General features: G+C 68.2%; 21 protein-coding genes and 1 tRNA gene. 8 read left to right on the top strand and 14 right to left on the bottom strand.

Translation table 11 applies throughout. The features are described 5' to 3' along the window. Window positions 1-2: 2 nt before the first annotated feature. Genes tilS through AC5P56_RS05685 form a run of 3 tightly spaced genes read left to right on the top strand, consistent with a single transcriptional unit; the run spans window position 3 to window position 2,454 of the window. Window positions 3-1,289, top strand: a complete 1,287-nt coding sequence (gene tilS, locus AC5P56_RS05695) for a tRNA lysidine(34) synthetase TilS (RefSeq protein WP_288496723.1) — start codon at window positions 3-5, stop codon at window positions 1,287-1,289. Between the two features lie 36 nt (window positions 1,290-1,325). Next, window positions 1,326-1,586, top strand: coding sequence for an exodeoxyribonuclease VII small subunit (locus AC5P56_RS05690; protein WP_014647931.1), 261 nt, complete (start codon window positions 1,326-1,328; stop codon window positions 1,584-1,586). Further along, a complete protein-coding gene (locus AC5P56_RS05685) occupies window positions 1,576-2,454 on the top strand; it encodes a polyprenyl synthetase family protein (RefSeq protein WP_014647932.1) in 879 nt (292 codons plus the stop codon). The genes AC5P56_RS05690 and AC5P56_RS05685 overlap by 11 nt, the downstream gene beginning before the upstream one ends. Before the next feature lie 76 nt (window positions 2,455-2,530). On the opposite strand, the gene AC5P56_RS05680 is transcribed toward AC5P56_RS05685, so the two are convergent. Both AC5P56_RS05680 and pmbA read right to left on the bottom strand, forming a co-directional pair. Further along, entirely contained in the window at window positions 2,531-2,902 is a 372-nt protein-coding gene (locus tag AC5P56_RS05680) for a DUF4870 domain-containing protein (protein ID WP_014647933.1), read from the bottom strand. A gap of 87 nt (window positions 2,903-2,989) precedes the next feature. Continuing rightward, window positions 2,990-4,357, bottom strand: a complete 1,368-nt coding sequence (gene pmbA, locus AC5P56_RS05675; protein ID WP_288496724.1) for a metalloprotease PmbA — start codon at window positions 4,355-4,357, stop codon at window positions 2,990-2,992. A gap of 68 nt (window positions 4,358-4,425) precedes the next feature. On the opposite strand from pmbA, the gene yjgA reads away from it, so the two are divergent. After that, the gene (gene yjgA / locus AC5P56_RS05670; RefSeq protein WP_014647935.1) at window positions 4,426-5,013 is read left to right on the top strand and encodes a ribosome biogenesis factor YjgA; all 588 of its coding nucleotides are present in this window, start codon (window positions 4,426-4,428) and stop codon (window positions 5,011-5,013) included. A 41-nt stretch (window positions 5,014-5,054) separates the two neighbouring features. Here the strand turns inward: yjgA and tldD are convergent, their stop codons facing one another. From tldD to AC5P56_RS05650, 4 genes are read right to left on the bottom strand one after another with little or no spacing between them, the layout of a single operon-like run. Beyond that, complete coding sequence (gene tldD / locus AC5P56_RS05665; protein WP_014647936.1) at window positions 5,055-6,500, bottom strand: metalloprotease TldD; 1,446 nt, start codon at window positions 6,498-6,500, stop codon at window positions 5,055-5,057. Window positions 6,501-6,558: 58 nt separating this feature from the next. After that, entirely contained in the window at window positions 6,559-10,416 is a 3,858-nt protein-coding gene (locus AC5P56_RS05660) for a YhdP family protein (protein ID WP_288496725.1), read from the bottom strand. Window positions 10,417-10,446: 30 nt separating this feature from the next. Further along, a complete protein-coding gene (rng, locus tag AC5P56_RS05655; RefSeq protein ID WP_005418079.1) occupies window positions 10,447-11,934 on the bottom strand; it encodes a ribonuclease G in 1,488 nt (495 codons plus the stop codon). Further along, the gene (locus AC5P56_RS05650; RefSeq protein WP_032961948.1) at window positions 11,927-12,535 is read right to left on the bottom strand and encodes a Maf family nucleotide pyrophosphatase; all 609 of its coding nucleotides are present in this window, start codon (window positions 12,533-12,535) and stop codon (window positions 11,927-11,929) included. Before AC5P56_RS05650 ends, rng begins: the two co-directional genes overlap by 8 nt. Window positions 12,536-12,664: 129 nt before the next feature. Between AC5P56_RS05650 and AC5P56_RS05645 the strand changes: the two genes are divergently transcribed. The 4 genes from AC5P56_RS05645 to arcD all read left to right on the top strand — a co-directional run bounded on the left by AC5P56_RS05645 (window position 12,665) and on the right by arcD (window position 18,853). Then, window positions 12,665-13,402: an SIMPL domain-containing protein gene (locus AC5P56_RS05645; protein WP_046431870.1), complete on the top strand. Its 738-nt coding sequence runs from the start codon at window positions 12,665-12,667 to the stop codon at window positions 13,400-13,402. A 218-nt stretch (window positions 13,403-13,620) separates the two neighbouring features. Continuing rightward, on the top strand, window positions 13,621-14,271 hold the full coding sequence (locus tag AC5P56_RS05640) for an energy transducer TonB (RefSeq protein ID WP_014647940.1): 651 nt from the start codon (window positions 13,621-13,623) through the stop codon (window positions 14,269-14,271). Between the two features lie 197 nt (window positions 14,272-14,468). Then, entirely contained in the window at window positions 14,469-17,264 is a 2,796-nt protein-coding gene (locus AC5P56_RS05635) for a TonB-dependent receptor (protein WP_014647941.1), read from the top strand. A gap of 167 nt (window positions 17,265-17,431) precedes the next feature. Continuing rightward, on the top strand, window positions 17,432-18,853 hold the full coding sequence (gene arcD, locus AC5P56_RS05630) for an arginine-ornithine antiporter (protein WP_049442504.1): 1,422 nt from the start codon (window positions 17,432-17,434) through the stop codon (window positions 18,851-18,853). Between the two features lie 49 nt (window positions 18,854-18,902). Here the strand turns inward: arcD and AC5P56_RS05625 are convergent, their stop codons facing one another. From AC5P56_RS05625 to leuS, 8 genes are all read right to left on the bottom strand, one after another. Continuing rightward, window positions 18,903-19,868, bottom strand: a complete 966-nt coding sequence (locus AC5P56_RS05625; RefSeq protein ID WP_288496727.1) for an alpha/beta hydrolase — start codon at window positions 19,866-19,868, stop codon at window positions 18,903-18,905. Between the two features lie 77 nt (window positions 19,869-19,945). Then, window positions 19,946-20,022, bottom strand: a tRNA-Asn gene (locus AC5P56_RS05620). Window positions 20,023-20,044: 22 nt separating this feature from the next. Then, entirely contained in the window at window positions 20,045-20,515 is a 471-nt protein-coding gene (rlmH, locus tag AC5P56_RS05615; RefSeq protein WP_005418108.1) for a 23S rRNA (pseudouridine(1915)-N(3))-methyltransferase RlmH, read from the bottom strand. Window positions 20,516-20,581: 66 nt separating this feature from the next. Beyond that, the gene (gene rsfS, locus AC5P56_RS05610; protein ID WP_005418109.1) at window positions 20,582-20,992 is read right to left on the bottom strand and encodes a ribosome silencing factor; all 411 of its coding nucleotides are present in this window, start codon (window positions 20,990-20,992) and stop codon (window positions 20,582-20,584) included. Between the two features lie 58 nt (window positions 20,993-21,050). Continuing rightward, a complete protein-coding gene (gene nadD / locus AC5P56_RS05605; protein ID WP_134809155.1) occupies window positions 21,051-21,716 on the bottom strand; it encodes a nicotinate-nucleotide adenylyltransferase in 666 nt (221 codons plus the stop codon). Between the two features lie 3 nt (window positions 21,717-21,719). Further along, window positions 21,720-22,757: a DNA polymerase III subunit delta gene (gene holA / locus AC5P56_RS05600; RefSeq protein WP_032961944.1), complete on the bottom strand. Its 1,038-nt coding sequence runs from the start codon at window positions 22,755-22,757 to the stop codon at window positions 21,720-21,722. 12 nt (window positions 22,758-22,769) lie between these two features. Then, entirely contained in the window at window positions 22,770-23,345 is a 576-nt protein-coding gene (locus AC5P56_RS05595; protein ID WP_041863673.1) for an LPS-assembly lipoprotein LptE, read from the bottom strand. Between the two features lie 137 nt (window positions 23,346-23,482). Next, the gene (gene leuS, locus AC5P56_RS05590) at window positions 23,483-26,125 is read right to left on the bottom strand and encodes a leucine--tRNA ligase (protein WP_046431889.1); all 2,643 of its coding nucleotides are present in this window, start codon (window positions 26,123-26,125) and stop codon (window positions 23,483-23,485) included. Between the last annotated feature and the right edge of the window lie 25 nt (window positions 26,126-26,150).

The raw sequence follows: 26,150 nt of genomic DNA, 5'->3' as shown, positions 1-26,150 counted from the left end.
CCGTGACTGCCTTCCCTGCCCTCGTTCCGCTGGATGCGCCACTGCTGGTGGGCTACAGCGGCGGTGTCGACTCGACCGTGCTGCTGCACTGGCTGTGGCGCAGCGCCAAGGCCTCCGGCACGGCGCTGCGCGCGGTGCACGTGCACCATGGCCTGCACCCCGATGCGGACGACTGGGTGCTGCATTGCCAGCAGCAATGCGCAGCGCTGGGCATCGAACTGGCCGTGCATCGCGTGCAGATCGACCCCACATCGGGCCTGGGCCTCGAAGGCGCAGCACGGCAGGCGCGACGCGCCGCGTTCGCCACCGAACTGCGCGACGGCGAAACACTGGCGCTGGCGCAGCACCTGGACGACCAGGCTGAGACCTTCCTGCTGCGTGCCCTGCGTGGCTCCGGCGTCGATGGTCTTGCCGCGATGTCCGCAGACAGCCGCGTAGGCGAACACCGTGTGTGGCGACCGCTGCTGGCGGTGCCGCGCCGTGCGCTGCTCGATTACGCGCACCAGCACGCGCTGCGCTGGGTTGAAGACCCCAGCAACGCCGACGACCACGCCGATCGCAATTTCCTGCGCCTGCAGGTGCTGCCGTTGCTGCGCCAGCGCTGGCCGCACACCGCCGCGGCATTGGCGGGCAGCGCCCTGCATTGCCGGCAGACCCGCGAACTGCTGGACGAGGAGGACGCCGAGCTGATCGTGCATCTGGAGGTGGCACCGCGTGTGCTGTCGCTGCAGCTGCTGCGCCAGGTGTCACCGGGCCGCGCCGCGCGCGTGCTGCGTGCCTGGGTGATCGGCCATGGGGCCGCCCCACTGCCGGCCACGGTGCTGCAGCAGGCGCTGGACGAGCTGCTACCAGCCAGCAACGATCGCCAGGCGCGGGTGCGCTGGCACGATCATGCCATCCAGCAATGGCGCGATCACGCCTATCTCCTGCCCGCGCAACTGCCGGCGCTTCCCCATGATTGGCAGGCCGGATGGGATGGACGCGCGCCATTGGCGCTGCCCGATGGCGGTCAGCTGCACCTGCACGGCGCCGAGGCCTTCGAACGGCCGCTCCAGGTCCGTGCGCGTGTGGGCGGCGAACGCATCCTGCTGCCCGGTCGCCAGCATTCGCATGCGCTGAAGGACTGCCTGCAACGCGAACACCTTGCCCCCTGGCGACGCGCCCAGCTGCCGCTGGTCTTCGATGGAGCGCAGCTGCTTGCCGCCGCCGACGTGGTCATCGCAGCTGCCCTGCAGGCCTGGTTGCAGGCCCACGACGCGCAGCTGCAGTGGCGTCCCGGCGGCTGGTGAATTGACCCCCGCGCGCAGCCCGTCCACACTTGCCGCATGGCCAAGAAGTCCCCCGAAAACGCCTCCCCGGTCGCCCAGTTCGAGCAGTCGCTCGAATCGCTGGAACAGTTGGTGGAGCAGATGGAAACCGGCGAGCTGAGCCTGGAAGCGTCGCTCAGTGCTTACGAACGCGGTGTCGGTCTGTACCGTCAGTGCCAGCAGGCGCTGGAGCAGGCCGAATTGCGCGTGCGCCTGCTCAGCGATCCGGCCCAGCCGGAAACGGCCGAGCCTTTCGATCCGCCCAACCATGACGGCTGAAGCCCTGTTCGCGCGCTGGCGCGACCGTATCGAAAGCCAGCTCGATGCCGCCCTGCCCTCGCCCGCCGAAGCACCGCAGCGCCTGCACCAGGCCATGCGCTATTCGGTGCTGGGCGGTGGCAAACGCATGCGCCCGCTGCTGGTGTATGCCAGTGGCCACCTGTTCGGCGCGCAGCCGGAACAGCTGGACGCGGCGGCGATGGCTGTCGAGCTGATCCACGCCTATTCGCTGGTGCATGACGACCTGCCGGCGATGGACGACGACGCCCTGCGCCGCGGCAAGCCGACCACCCACATCGCCTTCGACGAAGCCACCGCGATCCTGGCCGGCGACGCCCTGCAGACGCGTGCCTTCGGCCTGCTGGCCGATGCGCCGCTGCCGGCCACGCTGCGCGTGGCCTGCCTGCAGACCCTCGCTCACGCGTCCGGCGCCTCCGGCATGTGCGGTGGCCAGGCGCTGGACATCGATGCCACCGGCCAGCAGCAGACCCTGGCGGCACTGACCCGCATGCATGCGCTGAAGACCGGCGCGCTGATCCGTGCAGCGGTGCGCATGGGGGCGCTGTGCGGCCAGGCCCACGAGCCGCAGCTGGCCCAGCTCGACAGTTTCGCCGATGCACTCGGCCTGGCCTTCCAGGTCCGCGATGACATCCTCGATGTCGAAGCCAGTTCCGAACAGCTGGGCAAGACCGCCGGCAAGGACGAGGCGCAGGACAAGAGCACCTTCCCCGCGCTGCTCGGCATGGACGGCGCGAAGGCGCAGCTGCGCGAACTGGCCGCACGCATGCAGGCCACGTTGGCCGGCCATGGCGAAGAGGCCGATGCGCTGCGCGCGCTGGCAACGCTGGCGGTGGAACGCGATCACTGATCGCCGCCGGTGACGCTGCCCTCAAACAGGAACGCCCGGCAATGCCGGGCGTTCCTGCTTGCGCATGCGGCCGGTATTACTTGATCAGGCGCAGGGTGAACGGGTAGCGATAGGCTTCGCCGTTGTTGGCCTTGACTGCGGCAATGATGCAGAACACCAGGTTGATGATGCCCACGATCGGCGCCAGGATGCCGCCGATGATCACCACCATCAGGATGATGCTGATGACCATGGCGATGGTCACGGTGATCTGGAAGTTCAGCGCTTCCTTGGCCTGGTCGGTCACGAAGGCCTTGCTGGCGTCATCCTTGTTGATCAGCCAGATGATCAGGGCGCCGATGAACCAGGTGAAGATGCCCAGCAGGTGCGCAGCCAGCGCCATGGTGCGCTGGTCGGCCGGGGCATCGGTGGTTGCCGGCGGCGGCGGGACGTTATCGAATTCGCTCACGACAAAACTCCTTTTCATTGGGTGGTCTTGACCCACCAGCACCAAGCTGGTTGCGTCAGGCGCGCATAGCTTACGTCATCAATGCCATCAATCATTACCGGCGACGGTCATCCGCCCCAGCAGGATCGAACCGGTCCGGATGTGCGAGCGCGTGTCGACGTCGCTGCCGACCGCCTCGATGCTGCTGAACATCTCGCGCAGGTTGCCGGCGATGGTGACGCCGTCCACCGGGTACTGGATCTCGCCGTTCTCGACACAGAAGCCGCCCGCGCCTCGTGAGTAATCGCCGGTCACCCCGTTCACGCCCTGCCCCATCAGCTCGGTCACCAGCAGGCCGTCACCCATCTGCCGGGCGATCTCTTCCAGCGAGCCGGCATTGGCCGCCAGCTGCAGGTTGTGCACGCCGCCAGCATTGGCGGTGGTCTGCAGGCCCAGCTTGCGCGCCGAATAGCTGCCCAGCACGTAGCGCTGCAGTACGCCGTCACGGACCAGCGCCGAACTACGGGTGGCCACGCCGTCGCCGTCGAAGGCGGCCGAGCGCAGGCCACGGCGCAGGTGCGGCAGCTCGTCGATCTGCATCCATTCCGGGAACAGGCGTTGGCCGACGCTGTCCAGCAGGAAGCTGGCCTGGCGGTACAAGGCGCCGCCGGACACCGCCGACAGCAGGTGGCCGACCAGGCTGCGCGCCACTTCCGGGGCGAACAGCACCGGCATGCTGCCAGTAGCCAGTGAACGCGGCTGCAGGCGGGCCACGGTGCGCTCGGCGGCACGACGGCCGACCCGGCCCACGTCTTCCAGGTCCTCCCGGGCAAGCGCGCTGGTGTACCAGCCATCGCGCTGCATGCCATCGCCCTGCCCGGCGATCAGCGCGCAGCCGACCGAATGGTGGGTGCCGCGCTCACGACCAAAGAAACCATGCGAATTGGCATACACCGACAGGCTCTGCATGCTCGACACCGATGCGCCGTCGGAATTGCGGATCTGCGCGTCGGCCTCGCGACCGGCCGCCTCGCAGGCCAGGGCCAGGTCCACCGCCTCATCGGCCTGCAGCGCCCACGGGTGCCAACCGTCCAGCTCCGGGAAGTCGGTGGCCATCAGTGCGGCCTCGGCCAGGCCGGCAGCCGGGTCATCCTCGGTATGCCGGGCAATCGCGCAGGCCTGCTCGACCGTAGCGGCCAGGCTGGCCTCGTTCAGGTCACCGGTGCTGGCACTGCCCTTGCGCTGGCCGAAATAGACGGTCACGGCGATGCCGCGGTCACGCGTGGACTGCACGGTCTCGACCTCGCCGAGGCGGACATTGACCTCCAGTCCGCGGTCCTCGCTGCAACTGACCTCGGCCTGGCTGGCGCCCAGCGCGCGGGCGCGGTCGAGCAGCTGCTGGGAGAGGTCGGCCAGCCGTTCCAGCCGGGCCGGGCTGTCGTCGCCGACGGCCACTTCAGGGGCGATCACGTTCAATGCTTTATCCTGTACAGGTTGGGCCCGGCATCACGCCGGGCGACTTTTTTTGAGATCAGGTAGGGACGATGCGCGGACGCGACGAAGAAACCGGTGAATTCCACGACAAGAGCCGCAGCCAGAACCGGCGCGACGCGCTCGACGTCCTGGCCCTGGGCGAGAAGCTGGTGTCGTTGACCCCGGCCCAGCTGGCGCGCCTGCCGATCCCGGAAGACCTGCTGCCGCATATCGCCGAGTGCAAGCGCATCACCGCCCACATCGCCCACAAGCGCCAGCTGGCGTTCCTGGCCAAGCACATGCGCCGCGAGGACGAGGCAACGCTGGACGCGATCCGCGATGCGCTGGACGCCAACAGCGAGACTGGCCGCCGCGAAGTGGCGATGATGCACCGCGTGGAAGACTGGCGCGACCGCCTGTTGGCCGACGGTGACAAGGCGCTGGCCGCCCTGCTTGACGACTACCCGCAGGCCGACCGCCAGCAGCTGCGCACCCTGGTACGCAACGCGCAGGCCGAAAAGGCGAAGAACAAGCCGCCGCGCGCCTACCGCGAGATCTTCCAGGTGCTGCGTACGCTGATGCTGCCGGCGGCGCTGGGCTTGAAGACGGCAGGCGACGAACACGCCGGCGATCCGGTCGACGAGGCCGACGAGGACTGAGTCCGCGCCGGCCCGGGCGGTGGCCGCGGCCATCGCCACGCTCAGGCCTGCGTACCGCCGACGGTGATGCCCTCGATCAACAGCGAGGGCTGGCCGACACCCACGGGCACACTCTGCCCGTCCTTGCCGCAGATGCCCACGCCCTCGTCCAGGGCCAGATCGTTGCCGACCATGCGCACCTTCTGCATGGTCTCCGGGCCGTTGCCGATCAGGGTCGCGCCCTTCACCGGGGTGGTGATGCGGCCATCCTCGATCAGGTAGGCCTCGGTGGCCGAGAACACGTACTTGCCGCTGGTGATGTCGACCTGGCCACCGCCGAAGTTCACCGCGTACAGGCCCTTCTTCACCGAACGGATCATCTCCTGCGGGTCGTGCTCGCCGGCGCGCATGTAGGTGTTGGTCATGCGTGGCATGGTCAGGTGCGCGAACGATTCGCGGCGCCCGTTGCCGGTCGGGGCCATGCCCATCAGCCGCGCGTTGAGGCTGTCCTGCATGTAGCCGACCAGGATGCCGTCCTCGATCAGCGGGGTGCACTGGCTCGGGTGGCCTTCGTCGTCGATGTTCAACGAACCGCGGCGACCGTCGAGGGTGCCGTCGTCGACGATGGTCACCCCCGGTGCGGCGACGCGCTCGCCGATGCGGCCGGCGTAGACGCTGGTGCCCTTGCGGTTGAAGTCGCCTTCCAGGCCGTGGCCGACCGCTTCGTGCAGCAACACGCCCGGCCAACCCGGGCCGAGCACCACCGGCATCATGCCGGCCGGCGCCGGCACCGCGTCCAGGTTCACCAGCGCCTGGCGCAGCGCTTCCTGGGCCAGGGCTTCGGGGCGGCCGCTGGCGAACAGCGCTTCGTAGCCATAACGGCCACCACCACCGGCGTAGCCGGACTCGCGACGGCCGTTGTGTTCGACGATGACCTGCACGTTCAGGCGTACCAGCGGGCGCACGTCGGCCGCCAGCACGCCGTCGCTGCGGGCGATCAGCACCGTATCGACGCCGCCGGACAGGCTCACCATCACCTGCTTCACGCGCGGGTCGGCGGCACGCAGGTAGCCATCCAGGCGCTTGAGCACCTCGACCTTGGCCTCGTTGCCGATGCCGTCGATCGGGTCCAGCGCCGGGTACAGCGCGCGCGCATTGCCGCGCAGCAGCGAACGTCCGGTCTGCGCACCGCCCTCGCGCGAGATCGCGCGCGCCGACTGCGCCGCCGCCAGCAGCGCATCGGCATGGATGTCATCGGAGTAGGCGAAGCCGGTCTTCTCGCCGGAAATCGCCCGCACGCCCACGCCCTGCTCGATGGAATGGGCGCCGTCCTTGACGATGCCGTCTTCCACGCTCCAGCTCTCGCGGCGGGCGTGCTGGAAATAAAGGTCGCCGAAGTCGACACCAGGGCCGAGCAGCTGCCCGAAGGTGCGCTCCAGGCCGGCGGTATCCAGGCCGCCGGGGCGCAGCAGGCGGTCTTGGGCAAGCGTCAGGGCGATATCAGTCATGGTTTCGATCTGGGGGTGCGGGGGCGCTCAGGCAAGCCCCGTGAACAGGAAGCCGTGCTCAGCGCAAGCGCGGCAGGTCGGTGACGGTCGGCGGAATGGCCGGTGCAGGTGCCGGCACGGGCGGTGATGGGGTCTTGTCGCGGCTGCGCTCGATCACTTCCACCTTCGGCTCCTTCCATGGACCGGTCACCTTGTAGGTACGGGCGCCAATCTCGCCCAGCGGCTTGGACAATACCGCATTGGTGGCCGCGCCCAGCGCCGCCCCCACCGGGCCGCCGGCCACCGCACCGACCACGGTCAGCAGGTTGCCCGCGCGCGGGTTGACGTCGATGGTCTGGTCGAACTGCTGGTTGCGCAGGTCGGCCTGGCCACGGATGGTGATGTTGGCCGCCGGGCCTTCGATCAGCACCTTGTCGGTGCGCGCCATGCCCTGACCGAACTGCATGCTGCCCTCGATCTGGTTGAACGCGAAGCCCTTGGAGAAGAAGTCGCGGAAATCGAACATCAGCCGCCGCGGCAGCTGCGCGACGCTGAGCAGGCCCAGCACGCGGCCGGCGCCCGGCTCCAGCTCCAGCAGCTGGCCATTGCGCGCATGCAGGTCGAGGCTGCCCTGCAGGTTGCCCAGCTGGAAGTCCGACGGCCCCCCGCTCCAGGCCGCCTGCAGCTGCGCCTGGCCGGAACCGCCGCGCAGCTGGCCGCCGTAATCAAGGTTCTGCATCAGCCCGCCCAGGTCCTCGCTGCGCACCTGCGCGGTCAGTTCGGTACGGGCGCCGCCCGTACGGCCGAGCCAGCGGCCGGTGATGTCGATTTCCTGGTCCGGCGCGCGGAAGCGCAACGCGTCCACGTTCAGGCCGTTGGCCAGTGGGCGCGTGCGCAGCACCGCCTGGCCCAGCACCACCTTGCCGAACTTCAGGTCGGCGATGTCCAGCGCGAACGGCGGCAGCGTGGCCGGGTCCATGTCATTGGCACCGGCCTGTACCCGCGCCGGCGCGGCGGCCGCACCCGGTGCCGCCGGCAGTGACTGCCAGTGCACCCGGTCAAGCTGGCCGCTGATGGTGCCGCCGTCGGCGTTGGGTACGGTCAGGCGGCCGGCCAGCGACGGCCCGTCCAGGCGCACGTCCAGTGCCTGCGGGCCCGGGTGCAGCTGCAGCCGGGTCTGCTCGAAGACTCCGCCGATCAGCTTGAGCTGGCCGACCTGCACGTCGACCGCGCGCAGCGGCATCGCGTCGTCGTCACTCCCACCGCGCGCCAGGCTGATCCACTCCAGCGCATCCAGGGTCGGGCTGCGGCCATTGACCGTCAGTCCGCTCGCCGGCGGCTCGCGGTCGACATGGTCGCTGCCCAGCGTGACCTGCACACCGGTCTGGTTGTTGTGGCTGCGCGCGGCCAGGGCCAGGCGCTGGCCGAACGCCACATCGATGCGGCCGGCGCCCATCGGCAGCTGCGCGGCCACCGTGGTCGCCAGCGGCTCGGCGGCCGGCTTGTCCAGCGGCGCCGGCAGGTCGAGCCGGGTGCCGACCAGGTCCGAACTCAGTCGCAGCTCGCTCGGCGGCGCAGGCGCGCCGGGCGCCACCTTGGGCAGGTTGACGCCGATGGTCCAGGCCGAATTGCCGTTGATGTAAGGCTTGAGCCAGGCCATCTCCGGAGCACGGTCGATCAGCACGCTGGCATCGAGGCGGGCGGTCAGCTGCGACTCGAAGGCGCGCGTGCTGTCATGCACGTAACCTCCGGCACGCAGGCTCAGCCGTCCTTCCTGGCCGAGGTGGCGCACCGCCAGGTCCTCGGCGCCGAAACCGCCATTGCTGTAGCGCGCCTGCCCGTGCATGTTGTCAAAGGTCAGCTGGAAGCGCTTGTCGACCAGCTTCACGCCGGCCAGATCGACCGTGCCCTGCAGGTGGCCCTCGCCCTCGTCCTGATGCAGCGGCTGCAGCAGATCGAAGGTCACATGGGCCGGACCACTGGCGACCAGATTGTCCAGCGTATCGCCGTAATCCTTGTGCAACGGGCTCTGGCGCAGCATCGCCAGCAGCTTGCCGGCCTCGCTCGGCGCGTCGGCACGTACGTACAACGGCTGGTGCCCGAAGTCCGGAATGCCCGCTTCGAATTTCTGTACCGCCACGCCGGCAAGATCACCCCGTCCACGCATGTCGAAGCCAGGGCCGATGAAGGCGATGTCGGCGTCGACCTGGCTCATCAGCGGCCAGTCGTGCTGGAAGCGGATGTCGCCATTGGTGATGTGGCCGGTGGCCTCGAAGCGGCCATCATTGTTGTCGAACGGCCAGTCGTCCAGGTCACCGGTGACCAGGCCGACGCCATTGCGCACCTGGCCGCCAGCCAGCGCCATGTCCAGCCAGTCGGTGGCGCCCTTGCTCATCTTGGAGTGGATCCAGAAGCGCTTGGCCGCCGTCATCGGCACGTCGTCCAGCTTCGCGGCCAGCTGCAGCCACGGCCGCGTGCCGTCGCCCTGGAACCAGACCCCGCCGCGCACGTCGGCCGCGTAGTCGGTGCCGTCCACACGCATCGCCGGCGTCCCGATCCGCCAACCACCGCCCTCGTCGCGCCAGCCCACGATCTGTCCGGCCAGGTGCAGGTCATGGCGCACGCCGAAGCCGGTCGGCCAATCGAACTGCAGCTGCCGTTGCGGTTGCAGCTGCAGGCTGAAGCCGTCGGCGTCGCCTTCAAAGCGCCCGCCCAGGCCGCGCAGGCCGGGCGAGTTGCCCACGCTGGCGAAACCCAGCGACTGCAGTTCACCCTGCGCCCACAGGGGGCCATCGCGTTCGCCCGACAGCTGCAACGCGCGCACGTCCAGCTGCGGCCTGGACAGGAACAGCCAGCGACGCAGGCCCGGCTCAAGGCGATCACTCAGGGCCAGCGCACGCAGTGCGATGCCGGCCTGCACTTCACCGGAACGGACCTGCAGCTGTTTGCCGACCTGCAGCTGCAGGCCATCGAGGCGCTGCTCGCCGTCTTCATTCTTCAGCCGCAGCTGCGGTACCTGCAGCGCCCAGCCCTCGGCCTGGCGCTGCCAGCGCAGGCGGGCCTGCAGTCGCTGCAGCTGCAGCTGCGGCGCCGCCATGCCGGGTATCGGTGCGCCATCAATGCGCACGTCGCGCAGGTCCGAATCCGTGGTCAGCGCCACCGGCGCGAAATCGCGCAGGGTCAACCACAGGTTCAACTCGCCCTTGCCCTCGCGCAGGCGCACGCCGCCAGCCGCCAGCAAGGGCGCCCAGGCGTGGAAATCGACCGGGTCGGCGCCCAGCCAGGCCTCGCCGTTGCCGCGCGCACGGTCCACGTCCAGCACCGCGGTCAGCGGCAGCGCTTCGGGCTGCGCCCAGGCGCGTACGCCCACGCGCAGGCGATCGCCATTGACCCGCATGCGCAGGTCGATGCGCGGCAGCGTGGTGTCGATGCCCAACGTCGGCGCGTGCACGCCCAGGCGCCCTCCGATCACCTGCAGCTCGCCCAGCCGGCGCAGCGCATCCAGCGGATCGCCGCCGTTGTCCGATTGCGGCAGCCCGCGCACCGTCCAGCGTCCGTCCTCGCCCTGCTGCAGATCCAGCGCCAGGCCACGCAGGCGCAGCTCGGTCAGCGAGCGCCCGGGCAGCAGCCCGCTGTACATCGATACCAGCACCTCGGCCTCGCCGATCGCCAGGCCCTGCCCGGCGCCGATGCGCAGGCCTTTCAGCTGCAGCAGCGGGCCACGACGGGTCCAGGCGGTCTGCAGCTGGTCGAAACGCACCGGCTGGCCGGCACGCTCGCTCAGCCAGGCGGCGATCCTGTCAGGATGACGCTCGGCCAGCGGCAGCAGCTGGCTGAGCGTGCCCACCAGCAGTGCAAGCCCGACCAGGCCCACCGCACAGGCGGCAATGAAATGACGGCGGATCCTTCGCAGTCGCAGGCGCGGCGGCGCGCTCATCGGCCACCGCCGGCCTGCAGCCGGCGAGGATCAGAGCAGAACGACATCGAATTGCTCCTGCAGGTACTGCTCGTCCGCCTGGAAGCGGATGCTCTTGCCGAGGAACTCTTCCAGCTCGGCCACCGCCGAGGATTCCTCATCGGTAATGCGCGCGACCACCTTGGTCGAGGCGATCACCAGCAGGCGCGCAGCATCGAACTGGCGCACGGCACGGGTGATCTCGCGGAAGATCTCATAGGTCACCGTCTCGGTGGTCTTGATGCTGCCGCGGCCGCTGCACTGCGGGCAGGTCTCCGACAGCTGGCGCTCCAGGCTTTCCACCGTACGCTTGCGGGTCATCTCCACCAGGCCCAGCGGCGAGAAATCATAGACCGTGGTCTTGGCATGGTCGCGGGCCAGCGCCTTTTCCAGCGTGCGCAGCACCTGGCGACGATGCTCCGCATCATCCATGTCGATGAAGTCGATGATGATGATGCCGCCCAGGTTGCGCAACCGCAGCTGCCGCGCCACCGCCTGCGCCGCTTCCAGGTTGGTGCGGAACACCGTTTCTTCCAGGTTGCGCTGGCCGAGGAACGAGCCGGTGTTGACGTCGATGGTGGTCATCGCCTCGGTCTGGTCGATCACCAGGTAGCCACCGGATTTCAGCGGCACCTGCTTGTCCAGCGCGCGGCCGATCTCGTCCTCCACGCCGAACATGTCGAAGATCGGGCGGTCACCGGAGTACAGCTCCAGCTTCTCGGCCAGCACCGGCATGTACTTGGCGACGAAGGCCTGCAGTTGGCCGAAGGTCTCCTTCGAGTCCACCTTCACCTTGTCCACGTCCTTGCGGATCAGGTCGCGCACCGACCGCAGCGGCAGGCTCAGGTCTTCATAGATGATGCTGCACGACGGCGCTTCGCGGCCGCGGCGCTCGACCACGTTCCACACGCGCGACAGGTAGGCGATGTCCTCGGCGATGGCCTCGGCCGGCTGCCCTTCGGCGTTGGTGCGCACGATGTAGCCGTAGCCGCCGTGCTGCGCCGACAACTCGGTCACCAGCGCCTTCAGGCGGGCGCGCTCGGTTTCATCCTCGATGCGCGCGGACACCCCCACCACCTTGGACTGCGGCAGCAGCACCATGTAGCGCGAGGGAATGCTGATCTGCGTGGTCAGGCGTGCACCCTTGGTGCCGATCGGGTCCTTCACCACCTGCACCACGATGTCCTGGCCGTCACGCAGCAGCTCGACGATCGGCACGCTGGCCGGCGGCGGCAGCGTCGTGTTCTCGGTGTCGGCACTGGCCACCGGGGCCGGGCGCACCACGTCGTTGGCGTGCAGGAACGCGGCGCGCTCCAGGCCGACCTCGACGAACGCGGCCTGCATGCCGGGCATGACCCGCTGCACCTTGCCCTTGTAGATGTTGCCGACCACACCCCGGCGCCAGCCGCGCTCGATGTGCAGTTCCTGCAGCATGCCGTTCTCGATCACCGCGACCCGGGTTTCGCGGGGGGTCACATTGACCAGGATTTCCTCAGACATCGGCAGCCTCCCTGGCGGCATCGGCAGTGGGGGCCGGCACGCCACAGCGCGCCAGCAGACGATCGGTATGCAGCAATGGCAGCCCCATGACGCCGGAGTAGCTGCCGGAAAGATGTTCGATCCAGCGCTCGGCCCCGCCCTGGATGGCGTAGGCCCCGGCCTTGTCCAACGGCTCGCCGGTGGCGACATAGGCGGCGATGTCGGCGGCGGCGATCGGGGCAAAGGTCACTTCGGAAATGACCAGTTCGCTGTCCAGCCCGTCGGCGCCGACCACCACCACCGCAGTCATCACCTGGTGGGTGCGCCCGGCCAGACGCGCCAGCATCGCGCGCGCGCCGGCGGCGTCGGCCGGCTTGCCGAACACTTCACCGTCCAGCACCACCTCGGTGTCCGAGCCGAGCACCCGCGCCTGCGGGTCCTCGGCCAGCACCCGGGCCAGCCCGGCGCGCGCCTTGTCGGCGGCGACCCGGCACACATACTGTTCGGCACTCTCGGTCGCGGCGCGCTGCTCGACGACCTCCAGGTCCAGGGCCTGGAAGGGGCGTCCGAGTCGGGCCAGCAACTGGTTGCGTCGGGGGGAGCGGGAAGCAAGATAGAGCATCGGCACAGCATAACCTGAGCCCGTCACCTGAATCGTCGGCAACCCGTTACGGAACGCGTACAACCCCTTACAGGCTCACAGCGCGTTCATCGCTACGACACCACCCTCACCGCACAACAAGGAGATCCCATGCGCCTGACCGCCACCCCGCTGCTGCTCGCCCTGTCCCTCGCCCTTGGAACCTCGATGACCGCCCATGCCGCCCCGTCGTCGCCGTCGATCGCCGCCGCGGCCGAAGGCACCCTGCTGAACATTTCGGCCAACGCCGAGGCCACCCGCGTGCCGGACGTCGCCACCCTGTCGGCCGGCGTGGTCACCCAGGCCGCCGACGGCAACAGCGCCATGCGCCAGAACGCCCAGCAGATGGACAAGGTGCTGGCCGCGATCAAGGCCGCCGGCATCGCCGAGCGCGACGTGCAGACCAGCGGCGTCAGCCTCAACCCGCAGTACCGCTATGCCGACAACGAGGCGCCGAAGATCACCGGCTACCAGGCCAGCAACACGGTCAGCCTGAAGGTCCGTGACATCGCCAAGCTCGGCAAGGTGCTCGATGCGCTGGCCGCTCAGGGCGCCAACCAGATCAACGGCCCCAGCTTCGAGATCGACCAGCCCGAACCGGTCTATGACGAAGCCCGCCTGGCCGCGCTGAAGAAGGCCCAGGCCCGCGCCCAGACCTATGCCAAGTCGCTGGGCCTGCAGGTGCGCCGCATCGTCAGCATCTCCGAGAACAGCAGCGGCGGTTTCCGCCCGATGACGATGATGCGCACCATGGCGGCCGGTGCGGCGATGGACAAGGCCACCCCGGTCGCACCGGGTGAATCGACCCTCTCGGTCAACCTGGACGTGGTGTTCGAACTGGGCCGCTGATCGCGTCCGCCACGGTCGACGACACAGGCGGGTCCCGCAGGGGGCCCGCCTTTTTCGTGCCCCCGCCGACACTGGCTGAAGGCCAGCCCAACGATCATGCCCCTGCCTCTAGGCAGTAGCCGTCATGCCGCGCTACTGATGGACTGCCAGCCGCGTGCGGCAACCCCGCCACGGGCCCTGGTGCGTTGAGGACTTCGTCACTGGCATGGAGGTGGATCATGGTTCGTACGTACCCCGTTGCATCCCTGCATTTCGACCCCGCCCGGGTGGCCGCCTGGAGCGCGGCGATCGCCCTGCACCTGCTGGCCTTCCTGTTGCTGCTCATCCCTGCGACCTACCAGGCCGTGCAGGTCCCGCGTGAAAAGACGCCGGTCCGGCTGATCGAGAAGATCCCGCCACCGCCAACGCCGCCGGTTCCGGTCCCGCCCAAGGAGATCGTCCAGGTGGTGCCGAAACCGCGAACGCAGCCGGTGGTACCGCCACTGCCGGCGCCCACCGCGACCGTGGAGGAGACCCAGGGCATCGCGCTGCCGGCCGCCGAACCGGCTCCGCCGCAGCTGGCGCCCAGCATCGACACGTCCACCCCTCTGGCCGGCGCCCAGCTGCAGTACCGCAGCGCCCCGCCGCCGACCTACCCCATCCAGTCCCTGCGCAACCACGAACAGGGAACAGTGCTGTTGCGGGTGGAAGTGGACAGCCATGGCCAACCGGTCGCGGTCAGCGTCGAGCGCAGCAGCGGCTCGCGCAACCTGGACCAGGCCGCCCGCCAGCAGGTGCTCCGGCACTGGCGCTTCGAGCCTGCCCAGCGTGACGGCGTGGCAGTTCCGGCCATCGGCCTGGTACCGGTACAGTTCTCGCTGCCCGACTGAGCCCCACCACCGGCCCGGCCTCGCGCCGGGCCGGTCCCTGCCGCTGCCCGGGAAATGCGGACAGGCCAGGGACCAAGCGTTACCGATTAAGCAAAATTTCACGACTTCGTCACCTGCAGGAAACCTAGATTGGCGCGTCCCGGTATCGATCCGGCGACAGCCCTCAACGCTACGGTTTTCCAGTTAGGAGAGAAGCTGTGAAACACCCGATCCAACGGCCCGCCAGCCGCCGCCGCAGCACCCTGGCATCGTCCATCACCCACATCCTCACCGGCGGCGCCCTGCTGCTGGCCGGCGCCGTCGCTTCCTCCTCCGCCTTCGCGCAGGAAAAGGCCACCAACCTCGACCGCATCACGGTCACCGGCTCCAACATCCCGCGCACCAACACCGAGACACCGTCGCCGGTGCAGGTGGTGACCCGCCAGGAAATCGACCGCACCGGCAAGACCTCGCTGGCCGAGTACCTGCAGACCATCACCGCCGATGGCGCCGGCTCGATTCCCAAGACCTTCGGCAACGGTTTCGCCGGCGGTGGTGCCGGCATTTCGCTGCGCGGCCTGGGCGCCGGCTCGACGCTGGTACTGTTGAACGGCCGCCGCATGGCCACCTATGGCCTGGCCGATGACGGACAGAAGGTCTTCACCGACCTCAGCACCATTCCGCTCGATGCCGTCGAGCGCGTGGAAGTCCTGAAGGACGGCGCTTCGGCGATCTACGGCTCCGATGCCATCGCCGGCGTGGTCAACATCATCCTGCGCAGCGACTTCCAGGGCGCCATCCTGCGTGGCTCCTACGGCCTGTCCGGTGACAGCGATGGCGACGCCCGGAAGGCAACCCTGACCGCCGGTACCGGTGACCTGGCCACCGATGGCTGGAACGCCTTCTTCAGCCTGGACGTTGGCAAGACCGACGCGATCAAGATCAGCGACCGCAAGAACCGCAAGTGGATCGGTACCGGTGACACCCGCCCGTGGGGCTATGACAAGACCGCCCAGTTCCTCGGCGGTGCCTACACCCGTGGTGGCACCTCCGGCGGTTCCGGCCCGAACGGCTCCTACCTCGACGCCACCGGCCATCTGGTGCCGCTGCCGGGTTGCGCCGGCCTGACCACCATCGGTGGGCAGACCCCGGCCAGCATCGCCGCCGATGGCTGCCTGTGGGATCCGGCGCAGCAGTACCGCGACCTGATTCCGGAAGAGAAGTACGTCAACGTGTTCGGTCGCGCCAGCTTCGCCTTCGGTGAAGGCGGCGAGATCTACACCGAGATCGGCTACTCGAAGAAGGAAACCATCTTCAGCAACACCCCGTCCGGCGTGTCGGGCGGCTGGGGCTATCCGGGCGGCCCGGTCAATGCCAACAGTGGCCCCGGTGCCACCGTGCTGGGCCCGAACCATCCCGACAACCCGACCCCGGGCACGGCGCGCCGCGTGCGTTACTCGGCCTGGGATGTCGGCCCGCGCGTGACCGACAACACCAATGAGTTCAACCGCTTCCTGGTCGGCATCAAGGGCAACTGGGGCGACTGGAGCTACGACACCGCCTACCTGCACTCGGGCACCGACCTGACCAACAAGCGCACCGGCTTCCTGCGCTACAGCGCCGTCCAGTGTGCACTGGGCAATGCCAACTGCGCCGGTGGCGTGTGGCGTATCGGTGATGATGCCGGCAAGAACTCGCAGGCGCTGTACGACTACATCTCGCCCACGATCAGCGCCCGCGCCAAGTCCAGCCTGGACATGTTCGACTTCACCGTCTCGCGCAGCCTGATGGACCTGAAGGGTGGTCCGCTGGGCCTGGCGATCGGTACCGAGTGGCGCAAGACCAGCAACAGCCTGACCCCGCAGACCTACACCGACCAGGGCGACATCATCGGCCTGGGCTACTCGGCCTATGACGGCACCCAGAACGTCTACGCCGGCTACGTCGAACTGTCGGCACCGGTGCTGGAACAGCTGGAACTGTCCGGCGCCCTGCGTTACGACAAGTACGAAAGCGGCGAAGGCAAGGCTACGCCGAAGCTGGGCGTGAAGTGGACCCCGGCCGACTGGATCGCCCTGCGCGCCAGCTACGCCGAAGGTTTCCGCGCGCCGAACCCGGCCGAGAACGGTGACGGTGGCCTGGCCGCCTTCTCCACTGCGGTCGACCCGGTGCGTTGCCAGATCAGCGGCGGCGCTGCCAGCGAATGTGGCGCCAATTCGGTGGCGATCATCACCAAGCCGAACAAGCTGCTGAAGCCGGAAGAGTCCAAGAGCTACTCGGTCGGCATCGTGCTGCAGCCGACTTCGACCACCTCGATGACCGTCGATGCCTGGCAGATCAAGCGTACCAACGAGATCGTGCAGGGCAGCACGGCGGCGGCGATCCTGGCCGGCAACGTGCTGCGCGACAGCAACAATCTCAATGGCGTGGCCAACAGCGGCACCATCCTGGCGGTCAACACCGGCTACGTGAATGCCAGCTCGTCGCGCGTGCGCGGTATCGATACCGATATCCGCCAGACCTTCGAGATCGGCCCGGGCCAGCTGGAGCTGGACCTGCAGTGGAGCCACATCCTGAAGTTCGAGCGCACCGAAGGCGGCGACACGGTTGATTACGTGGGTACCCACGGCAACTGCGACGTCACCAACTGCATCGGTACGCCGAAGGACAAGGTCAACTTCGGCACCACCTGGAAGCAGGGCCCGTGGAGCGTCAGCGGCATCGTCAACTACATCAGCAAGATGGACAACATCGACAGCCGTGGTGGCAGCTACCTGGCCTTCTACGCTGACGGTACGCCGGTGAAGAAGATCTCTTCGTTCACCACGATGGACCTGTCCGGTCGCTGGAGCATCAACGACTCGTTCGAACTCAACGCCTCGGTGGCCAACGTGTTCGACCGCATCGCCCCGCTCGATCCGACCACCTACGGCGCGGTGAACTACAACCCGATGCACTTCTCCGGTGCGCTGGGCCGTTACTACACCGTCGGCTTCAAGTACACGTTCAAGTAAGACCGGTTGCAGCGTCACCTTCGAAGGCCCGGGCCGTTGCCCGGGCCTTCGTCGTTTTCACGCGGGCCGGTTCCTGCAGGCTGGCGCTTGCCTGCTGACTCTTGCGGACATGTTCACGAGGACATGGCTACCGTATGCTCGCGGCATTCGCGCCGCAGGGGATCTCCATGGCCGCGACATCGCAACGGCTGGGCCTGCCCGCGTTGACTGCACTGGTAGTCGGCTCGATGATCGGCGCCGGCATCTTTTCACTGCCGCAGAACGTCGCGCGCAGCGCCGGCCCGGCCGCCGCCTTGATCGGCTGGGCGGTCAGTGGCGCCGGCATGCTGATGCTGGCCTTCGTGTTCCAGGCCCTGGCCAATCGTCGCCCCGACCTGGATACCGGCATCTACGCCTATGCGCGCGAAGGCTTCGGCAACTACATCGGCTTCTCCGCGGCGTGGGGCTACTGGGTGGCGTCGGTGCTCGGCAACGCCAGCTTCTTCGTACTGATCTTCAGTGGCCTCGGCCACTTCGTGCCGGTCTTCGGTGAAGGCAATACACCCGCCGCCGTAGCCGCTTCATCACTGCTGCTGTGGACCGTGCACCTGCTGGTGCTGCGCGGCCTGCGCACGGCCGCCATCGTCAACGGCCTGGTGACGGTGGCCAAGCTGCTGCCCATCGCGTTGTTCCTGATCCTGGCGGCGGGCGCGTTCCGCATGGACGTGTTCCGCGCCGATTTCCTCGGTACGCCCGCACTCGGCGACCTCGGCCAGCAGTTGCGCGGCATGATGCTGGTGACCGTGTGGGTGTTCATCGGCATCGAAGGGGCCAGCATCTATTCGCGGCGTGCCGCGCGCCGTGCCGACGTCGGCCGTGCCACGGTGATCGGTTTCCTCGGGGTCTGGCTGCTGCTGGTACTGGTCAGCCTGCTGTCGATGGGCGTGCTGTCGCAGGCCGAGCTTGCCGGGCTGCCCAACCCGTCGATGGCCTACGTGCTGCGCGCCATCGTCGGCGAATGGGGCGCGACGGTGATCATCATCGGTTCGATCGTCTCCGTGCTCGGCGCATTGCTGGCCTGGGTGCTGCTGTGCGCCGAAGTGCTGTATGCCGCCGCCGGTGATGGCACCATGCCGGCCTTCCTCGGCCGCGAGAACGCGCGTGGCGTGCCGGCCAATGCACTGTGGTTGAGCAATGGCCTGATCCAGTTGTTCCTGCTGATGGTGCTGGTCAGTTCGGGCAGCTACACCGGGCTGGTGCTGCTCGCTGCGTCGATGAGCCTGGTGCCCTACTTCCTGTCCACCGCGTTTGGCGTGCAGCTGGCCTGGCGCGGGCAGGCCTACGCCGGCGAACCAGGCGTGCGCTGGCGCGATTTCGGGGTCGCACTGCTGGCCAGCGCCTATGCGCTGTGGCTGGTGTATGCCGGCGGCCTGGACAACCTGCTGCTGTCGGTACTGCTGTACGTGCCCGGCGTGGTGTTGTTCGCTTTGACCCGGCGCCAGCGCGGCGAGCGGGTATTCACGCGCTGGGAGTGGGTACTGTTCGGCGCGATCCTGGCGGTGGCGATCGCCACGCTGGTGGCCTTCTGCAGAGGTGAGCTGGCACTGTAGAGCCGAGCCCGCGCTCGGCTTCACACAGGCAGCCGAGCATGGCTCGGCTCTACAACTGGCGATCCGCCAGCATGCCGATATCCTGCATCCAGCGCTCGGCCAGCTGCGGCCACGCCGCGACCGGTGCATCCTTCATGCGCAGCCCGAATGCGTGGCCGCCGCGTGCAAACAGATGCATTTCCACCGGCGCGCCCGCGTCCGCCAGGGCACGGTAATAGGCCAGCGATTCGCGCACGTCATCGGTGCGATCGTCGGTGGCCTGCGCGATGAACGTCGGCGGCACCTTGTCATCCACGGTGATGTCCCTGACCAGCGACAATCCCTTCCCGTGCCCTGCCCGCAGGTGCCCGGAATACATCACCATCGCGAAATCGGGACGGCTGGGTTGCTCATCCGCAGCATCGACCGGCGCGTAGCTGCGCAGCGCGTGCGTGCTCAGTCCCGCCACCACGTGACCACCGGCGGAAAAGCCGATCGCCCCGATCCGCTTGGGATTGATTGACCAGCGCTCGGCCTGTGCGCGCAGCAGGCCCATTGCACGCTGTGCATCCTGCAGGGCCATCGGCACTTTCGGAATGTCGCGGCAGTTGCACTCGGGGTCCCAGTTCGGGCCAGAGGCTGGCACCCGGTACTTCAGCAATGCACAGGTGATGCCCTGTGCGGTCAGCCAGCCGCAGATCTCGCTGCCTTCCAGGTCCATCGCCAGCACCCGATAGCCTCCGCCAGGCACCACCATCACTGCGGTGCCGGTGGCCGGTCCCTTCGGTGGAAACACGGTGAGGGTCGGCGCAGCGACGTTCTGCAGCATCATCCAGTGTTCGCCACTGGCTTCGGAGATCACTTCGCTGACCTGCTCGGGCCCCTTCAACTTCGGCGGCGCGATCACCGTGCCCTGCGGCCACAACGGAAGCTCGGTGGTGCCCTGTGGCGGATGCCAGGTGGAAGGCGCGGCCTTCGTTGTGGCGAACGGCACCATCGCCAGCAGCAGGAAGCTCGAGGACAGCAGCACGCGCATGATCGGCATCCATGGTTGCAGCAGCAGAGTGTAGCGACAAAAAAAAACCTGCATCTTGCGATGCAGGTTTCTCAAGGTGGCGCCCGAAGTTGGACTCGAACCAACGACCCCCTGATTAACAGTCAAGTGCTCTAACCGGCTGAGCTATTCGGGCAGACGACTAGTATAACCACTCTTCACGCGCGATGGTAGGGGTGATTGGCAATCATTGCGGCGGCCCGATACAGCTGCTCGGCCACCACCAGGCGCACCAGCATGTGCGGCAGCGTCAGCGGTCCGATCGACCACTTCTCATCGGCCAGCGCGGACACCTCCGGCGAATGCCCTTCCGGGCCACCAATCAGGAACGCCAGGTCGCGGCCCTGCCCGCGCCAATGCTCCAGGCGCTGTGCCAGCTGTTCGGAACTCAGCTGTCGTCCTGGCACATCCAGTGCCACCACATAGGCGTTCTTCGGCAGCGCAGCGATGACCCGCTTGCCTTCATCTTCAGTGGCGCGGCGCGGATCACGTCCCTTGCCGCGCAAGCCGGGCTCGATTTCCACCAGCTCGAACGGCAGCCAGTGCGACAGCCGCTTCTGGTACTCGGCGAAGCCCTGCGCGACCCAGCTGGGCGCGCGTTCACCGGTGGCGATCAGGCGGGCTTTCATCTACACGGTCCTCCAAAACGTCGACGGCGCCATCGGCGCCGTCGAAGGGATGCATCAACGTGCGGCTCAGGCCACTTCGTCGTCGCTGGACGGCGGCTGGTCGCCAACGGTCCACAGGCGCTCGAGGGCGTAGAACTCACGCACGCGCGGCAGCATCACATGGACGATCACGTCGCCCAGATCGACCAGCACCCACTCGGCTTCGCGCTCGCCTTCAACACCCAGCGGCATCACGTCGATGTTCTTGGCGAAGCGCACGACTTCATCGGCGATCGACTTGACGTGGCGGGTCGAGGTGCCCGAAACGACGATCATGTAGTCGGCAACGCTGGACCGGCCGCGCACGTCGATCTCGACCAGGTCCTTGGCCTTCAGGTCTTCGGTGGCTTGGCGGACGCTGGCCAGCAGTTCCGGCACGGACGGCGGCGGGCTGGGCAGATCGACCTTGATGGTCTGGGGCTGGGTCTGGTTGCTCAAAATGGATCGACTCGATAAACGTGGGGGCGATTATACGGGGATGGCACGGCGGCGCCATTCACGCTGTGGCCGGGCGGTACAGCCCGTGTGCAGCGACGTAGTCCGCGACAGCCGGCGGCAGCAGGGCGCGCCAGGGGCCACAGGCGGCGATCTGCGAGCGCACGGCGCTGGCCGATTCCTCGCGCAGCGGGTGGTGCAGGCGCAGGATGCGTCCGGCCGGGCTGGCGAACAGGGCCTGTTCGTTGTCGGCCCAGCGCCCCTGCAGGGCACGCCCCAGTTCACCGTCGATCGACGCCTGCAGCGGGCTGCCCGGCCGCTCGGCCACCACGAAGTGGGCCAGCCCGAACAGGGCCTCCCATTCGTGCCAGCCGGACAGGCCCAGCAGGCTGTCGGCGCCCACCAGCCAGGCCAGTGGCCGGCTTGGGCCCAGCTCGCCGCGCAGCTCGCGCAGGGTATCGACGGTGTAGGACGGACGACCGGGATAGCGCGTGGCACGGTCCAGTTCACGACGGTCCAGCAGCAGGCCCGGTTCGTCGCCGATGGCCAGCGACAACATGGTGCAGCGCTGCTCGGCGGTAGCGCCGGGCACCGCACGGTGCGGCGGATCGCCTGCCGGCAACATGCGCACGGCCACCTGCAGTTCGTCCCGGGCGGCTCGCGCGATTGCCAGATGCCCCAGGTGCACCGGATCGAAGGTGCCCCCGTAATAGATCCGCAGGCTCATCGTTCAGGCCCGCGCCAGCAGGCGCACGGCACGCGGTTCGGCCACGGCCACCAGCAGGCGCTCCAGCGCCAGCCAGGCATCGCCGTCGGCCCGCCCCTTGGCGATGCGGTCGACCAGCCCGGCTTCGGCCACGAAGCGTTCCCAGCGCTTGCCTTCCGGGTGCCGCTGCAGCGCGCGCTTGTAGGGCGCCTGCCGTGATTCCCAGATGCCACGCGATTTCATTTCGGCGGCCAGGTTGCCGCCACGGGCCTGCACACGGGCCAGGCCGGCACCGGCCAGCAGTTCACGGATCACGATCGGCATCAGTGCGGCCACCGCTTCGCCTTCGCCGCGCAGGCCAGCCAGCATGCGCAGCACGGCCGGCGGCTGGCCGGAGAACGTCGCCTCCACCAGCCGGAACACGTCGTAGCGGGCAGCGTCAGCCACCAGCGATTCCATCCGCTCCACATCCAGCGGCTGGCCATCGGCCAACAGCGCCAGCTTGTCGATTTCCTGGGCGGCGGCCAGCAGGTTGCCCTCCACCCGCTCGGCCAGGCGTTGCACGGCGGCCGGGTCGGCACGCAGGCCCTTGCCGCGCAGGCGGCGCTCGATCCAGTCCGGCAGTTCGTGCGGCTTGATCGCCCAGGCCACCGACAGCACGCCGATGCGGCTGACCGCCTCGGCCCACTTGCCCTGATGGGCCTTGCTCCATTCATTGGCGGTGATCATCAGCACCACGTCCGGCGCCGGATTGGCGCAGAACTGGCTGATCACTTCGGCGCCGTCCTTGCCGGGCTTGCCGCTGGGCAGGCGCACCTCGACCAGGCGGCGGGCGCTGAACAGGCTGGGCGCATTGAAGCTGGCGTCGAGCTGGTTCCAGTCGAAATCCCGCCCGTCGGCGTCGAACACTTCGCGTTCGCCGATGCCGGAGGCGCGCGCGCGCGCGCGGACGGCATCTGCCGCCTCCAGCACGCGCAGGGTTTCCGGGCCTGCGATCAGGTACACCGGCGCCAACGGGGTGTCAGCGCCCTGGCTGGCCAGCTGCTCCGGACGCAGTTCCATCGTCGCTGCCGCTCAGTGCTTGGCGTCGGCGGCCGGCACCGCACCCTCGATCGGCTTGGCCTTCGGCGCGGACAGGCTGCCGCCCTTCTCGATCTCGGCGCGGACCACGCTGTCGATACGGCGGATGATCGAGGCGGACATTTCCCGGCGCAGCTCCGTGGCCAGGATTTCGCGTTCGGTGGTGGTACCGGTGGCGTCGGTCGGCGGCGACACATAGTCGCGCGACAGTTCGATCACCTGCTGCGGCACCAGTTCGCTGCCATCCTCGCGACGGAAGATGAAGATCACCGCGTAGCGCAGGCTGTATTCCTGTGCGCGGCCCTGCGAGTCGATGGCGATCGGCAGGTCACCCCAGCGCTCGGACAGCACCTGCAGCTGGGCGTTGGGTCCCTTGCTGTCCTCATCGGCCAGCTTGGCACCGGAGGCCAGCAGGCTGCGGTTGAGCAGCTTGACCAGTTCACTGTACGGGGCGGTGGAGACCACCTTCACCGGGGCAGTGTCGGTCGGCAGCATCAGCTTGTTGCGCAGATGGAAACCGCAGCCGGCGAGGCCGAGGACAAGAACGAGGGCAAGCAGGATTCGGGTCATGGAGACAGTCTGGCGGAGCCGGGCGATCACGGCAACACACAGCGTGCCCGAAGCCGCGTGAATGCAGGGCCATCAGGCGCCCGGCCCTGCTCATGAAATGGCACCGGCCACCGCGCGGGTGACCGGTGCCGGGGACATCAGGCAGCGACGATGTTCACGATCTTGCCCGGGACGATGATGATCTTGCGCACCGTCAGGCCTTCCATGAACCTGGCCGCGTTGGGCTCGGCCAGGGCCAGCGCCTCGACCTGCTCGCGCGCGGCATCGGCCGCCACCTCGATGGTGCCACGCAGCTTGCCGTTGACCTGCACCGCCAGGGTCAGCGCATCGCGCACCAGCGCGCTGCTGTCGGCCTGCGGGAACGGCTGGTCTTCCAGCAGCGTCTCGCCATGACCCAGCACCTGCCACAGGGCGTGGCTGGCATGCGGGGTGATCGGGTTGAGCAGCAGCACGATCGCCTGTAGCGCTTCCTGGCGCACCGCGCGGCCCTGCTCGCTGCCATCCTCGAACTTGGCCAGCGCGTTCATCAGCTCCATCACCGCAGCGATCGCGGTATTGAAGCTGTGGCGGCGGCCATAGTCGTCACCGACCTTGCCGATGGTTTCATGGGTCTTGCGGCGCAGCGCCTTCTGGTTGGCATCCAGCGCCGCGGCATCCAGCGCCGGGGCGGCACCGTCGGCAGCGTGCTTCTGCACCTGGGCCCAGAGGCGGCGCAGGAAGCGGGCCATGCCGTCCACGCCGGCTTCGTTCCACTCCAGCGACTGTTCCGGCGGTGCGGCGAACATCGAGAACAGGCGCACGGTATCGGCGCCGTACTTGCCGACCATCGCCTGCGGGTCCACGCCGTTGTTCTTCGACTTGGACATCTTCTCGGTACCACCGACCACCACCGGCTGGCCGTCGGCGATCAGGGTGGCGCCGGTGATGCGGCCGCGCTCGTCGCGCTGCACTTCCACGTCGGCCGGGTTGATCCAGTCCTTCGAGCCGTCCGGGTTCGGGCGGTAATAGGTTTCGGCGATCACCATGCCCTGGCACAGCAGGTTGCGCGCCGGTTCGTTGCTGTCCACCATCCGCGCGTCGCGCAGCAGCTTGTGGTAGAAACGGAAATACATCAGGTGCAGGATCGCGTGCTCGATGCCACCGATGTACTGGTCCACCGGCAGCCAGTAGTTGCCGCGCTTGTCGACCGCATCACGGGCACCCGGCGAGGTGTAGCGGGCGTAGTACCAGCTCGACTCCATGAAGGTGTCGAAGGTGTCGGTCTCGCGCTCGGCCGCGCCGCCGCAATCCGGGCAGGTGGTCTTGCGCCATTCCGGGTCGGTCTTGATCGGCGAGCCGGTACCGGCGAAGGCCACGTCTTCCGGCAGCACCACCGGCAGCTGCTCTTCCGGCACCGGCACCGCGCCGCACTTGGCGCAGTAGATCACCGGAATCGGGCAGCCCCAGTAGCGCTGGCGGCTCACGCCCCAGTCGCGCAGGCGGTAGTTGACGCGGCGCTGGCCCTGGGCCTTGCGCTCGAAACGTTCGGCCAGGGCTTCAAAGGCGCCCTGGAAATCCAGGCCGTCGAACTCGGCCGAGTTCACCAGCTCGAAGGCACGGCTCTTGTCGCTGTACCAGTCCTGCCAGCGGCTACCGTCCCAGTTGCGCTCCTCTTCGGTGCGCGCATCCTTCAGCGCGATCACCTGCTTGATCGGCAGGCCGTACTTGTTGGCCACTTCGTTGTCGCGCTGGTCATGGCCCGGAACGGCCATCACCGCGCCGGTGCCGTAGCCCATCAGCACGAAGTTGGCGACCCACACCGGCACCGGCTCGCCGGTGACCGGATGCAGCGCGCGCAGGCCGGTGTCCATGCCGCGCTTTTCCTGGGTTTCCAGTTCAGCCTCGGACACGCCACCCTGCTTCAGGTCGGCCAGCATCGCCGCCAGCTCCGGGTTGTTCTTCGCCGCATGCAGCGCCAGCGGGTGCTCGGCGGCGATCGACACGAAGGTCACGCCCATCACCGTGTCCGGGCGGGTGGTGAACACGCGCAGCGGGTCCAGCGCGCTGCCATCGACATCGCGCACATCGAACTGGATCTCCAGGCCCTCGGAACGGCCGATCCAGTTGCGCTGCATGGTCTTGACCGATTCCGGCCAGCCGTCCAGCTCGTCCAGGCCGTCCAGCAGTTCCTGGGCGTAGTCGGTGATGCGCAGGAACCATTGCGGGATCTCGCGCTTCTCCACCAGCGCACCGGAGCGCCAGCCGCGGCCGTCGATGACCTGCTCGTTGGCCAGCACGGTCTGGTCGACCGGGTCCCAGTTCACCACCGCGTTGCGGCGGTAGGCCAGGCCCTTGCGCATCAGGCGGGTGAACATGCGCTGCTCGTGGACGTAATAGTCCGGACGGCAGGTGGCGAACTCGCGCGACCAGTCGATGGCATAGCCCAGCGACTTCAGCTGGCTGCGCATGTGGTCGATGTTCTTGTAGGTCCACGCCGCCGGCGCGGTCTTGTTCTTGATCGCAGCGTTTTCCGCCGGCAGGCCGAACGCGTCCCAGCCCATCGGCTGCAGCACGTTGTGGCCGGTCATGCGCTTGTAGCGGCTGATCACGTCGCCGATCGTGTAATTGCGCACGTGGCCCATGTGCAGCGCACCGGACGGGTACGGAAGCATCGACAGGCAGTAGTACTTCGGCTTGTCCGAAGTCTCGTCGACCTCGAAGGCACGGGTGGCGTCCCAGTACTGCTGGGCGGCGGATTCAACCTGCTGCGGGTCGTAGGCGTTGGTTTCAGCGCTGGTCATGGAACACGCGGATGCGGCGGCAAAG

The organism is Stenotrophomonas sp. YJH_SMC_131 (assembly GCF_059367975.1).
The sequence above is the reverse complement of the archived record's forward strand: the minus strand, read 5'-3'. Positions and strand labels throughout refer to the sequence as shown.

Excerpts from the sequence above, each read along its gene's own strand:
- AC5P56_RS05690 (WP_014647931.1), top strand. The coding sequence starts at position 1,326 with ATGGCCAAGAAGTCCCCCGAAAACGCCTCCCCGGTCGCCCAGTTCGAG.
- tldD (WP_014647936.1), bottom strand. The coding sequence starts at position 6,500 with ATGACTGATATCGCCCTGACGCTTGCCCAAGACCGCCTGCTGCGCCCC.
- leuS (WP_046431889.1), bottom strand. The coding sequence starts at position 26,125 with ATGACCAGCGCTGAAACCAACGCCTACGACCCGCAGCAGGTTGAATCC.
- AC5P56_RS05595 (WP_041863673.1), bottom strand. The coding sequence starts at position 23,345 with ATGACCCGAATCCTGCTTGCCCTCGTTCTTGTCCTCGGCCTCGCCGGC.
- holA (WP_032961944.1), bottom strand. The coding sequence starts at position 22,757 with ATGGAACTGCGTCCGGAGCAGCTGGCCAGCCAGGGCGCTGACACCCCG.
- AC5P56_RS05660 (WP_288496725.1), bottom strand. The coding sequence starts at position 10,416 with ATGAGCGCGCCGCCGCGCCTGCGACTGCGAAGGATCCGCCGTCATTTC.
- AC5P56_RS05685 (WP_014647932.1), top strand. The coding sequence starts at position 1,576 with ATGACGGCTGAAGCCCTGTTCGCGCGCTGGCGCGACCGTATCGAAAGC.
- AC5P56_RS05645 (WP_046431870.1), top strand. The coding sequence starts at position 12,665 with ATGCGCCTGACCGCCACCCCGCTGCTGCTCGCCCTGTCCCTCGCCCTT.
- AC5P56_RS05625 (WP_288496727.1), bottom strand. The coding sequence starts at position 19,868 with ATGCGCGTGCTGCTGTCCTCGAGCTTCCTGCTGCTGGCGATGGTGCCG.
- arcD (WP_049442504.1), top strand. The coding sequence starts at position 17,432 with ATGGCCGCGACATCGCAACGGCTGGGCCTGCCCGCGTTGACTGCACTG.
- AC5P56_RS05650 (WP_032961948.1), bottom strand. The coding sequence starts at position 12,535 with ATGCTCTATCTTGCTTCCCGCTCCCCCCGACGCAACCAGTTGCTGGCC.
- yjgA (WP_014647935.1), top strand. The coding sequence starts at position 4,426 with ATGCGCGGACGCGACGAAGAAACCGGTGAATTCCACGACAAGAGCCGC.
- rng (WP_005418079.1), bottom strand. The coding sequence starts at position 11,934 with ATGTCTGAGGAAATCCTGGTCAATGTGACCCCCCGCGAAACCCGGGTC.
- nadD (WP_134809155.1), bottom strand. The coding sequence starts at position 21,716 with ATGAGCCTGCGGATCTATTACGGGGGCACCTTCGATCCGGTGCACCTG.
- rlmH (WP_005418108.1), bottom strand. The coding sequence starts at position 20,515 with ATGAAAGCCCGCCTGATCGCCACCGGTGAACGCGCGCCCAGCTGGGTC.
- AC5P56_RS05640 (WP_014647940.1), top strand. The coding sequence starts at position 13,621 with ATGGTTCGTACGTACCCCGTTGCATCCCTGCATTTCGACCCCGCCCGG.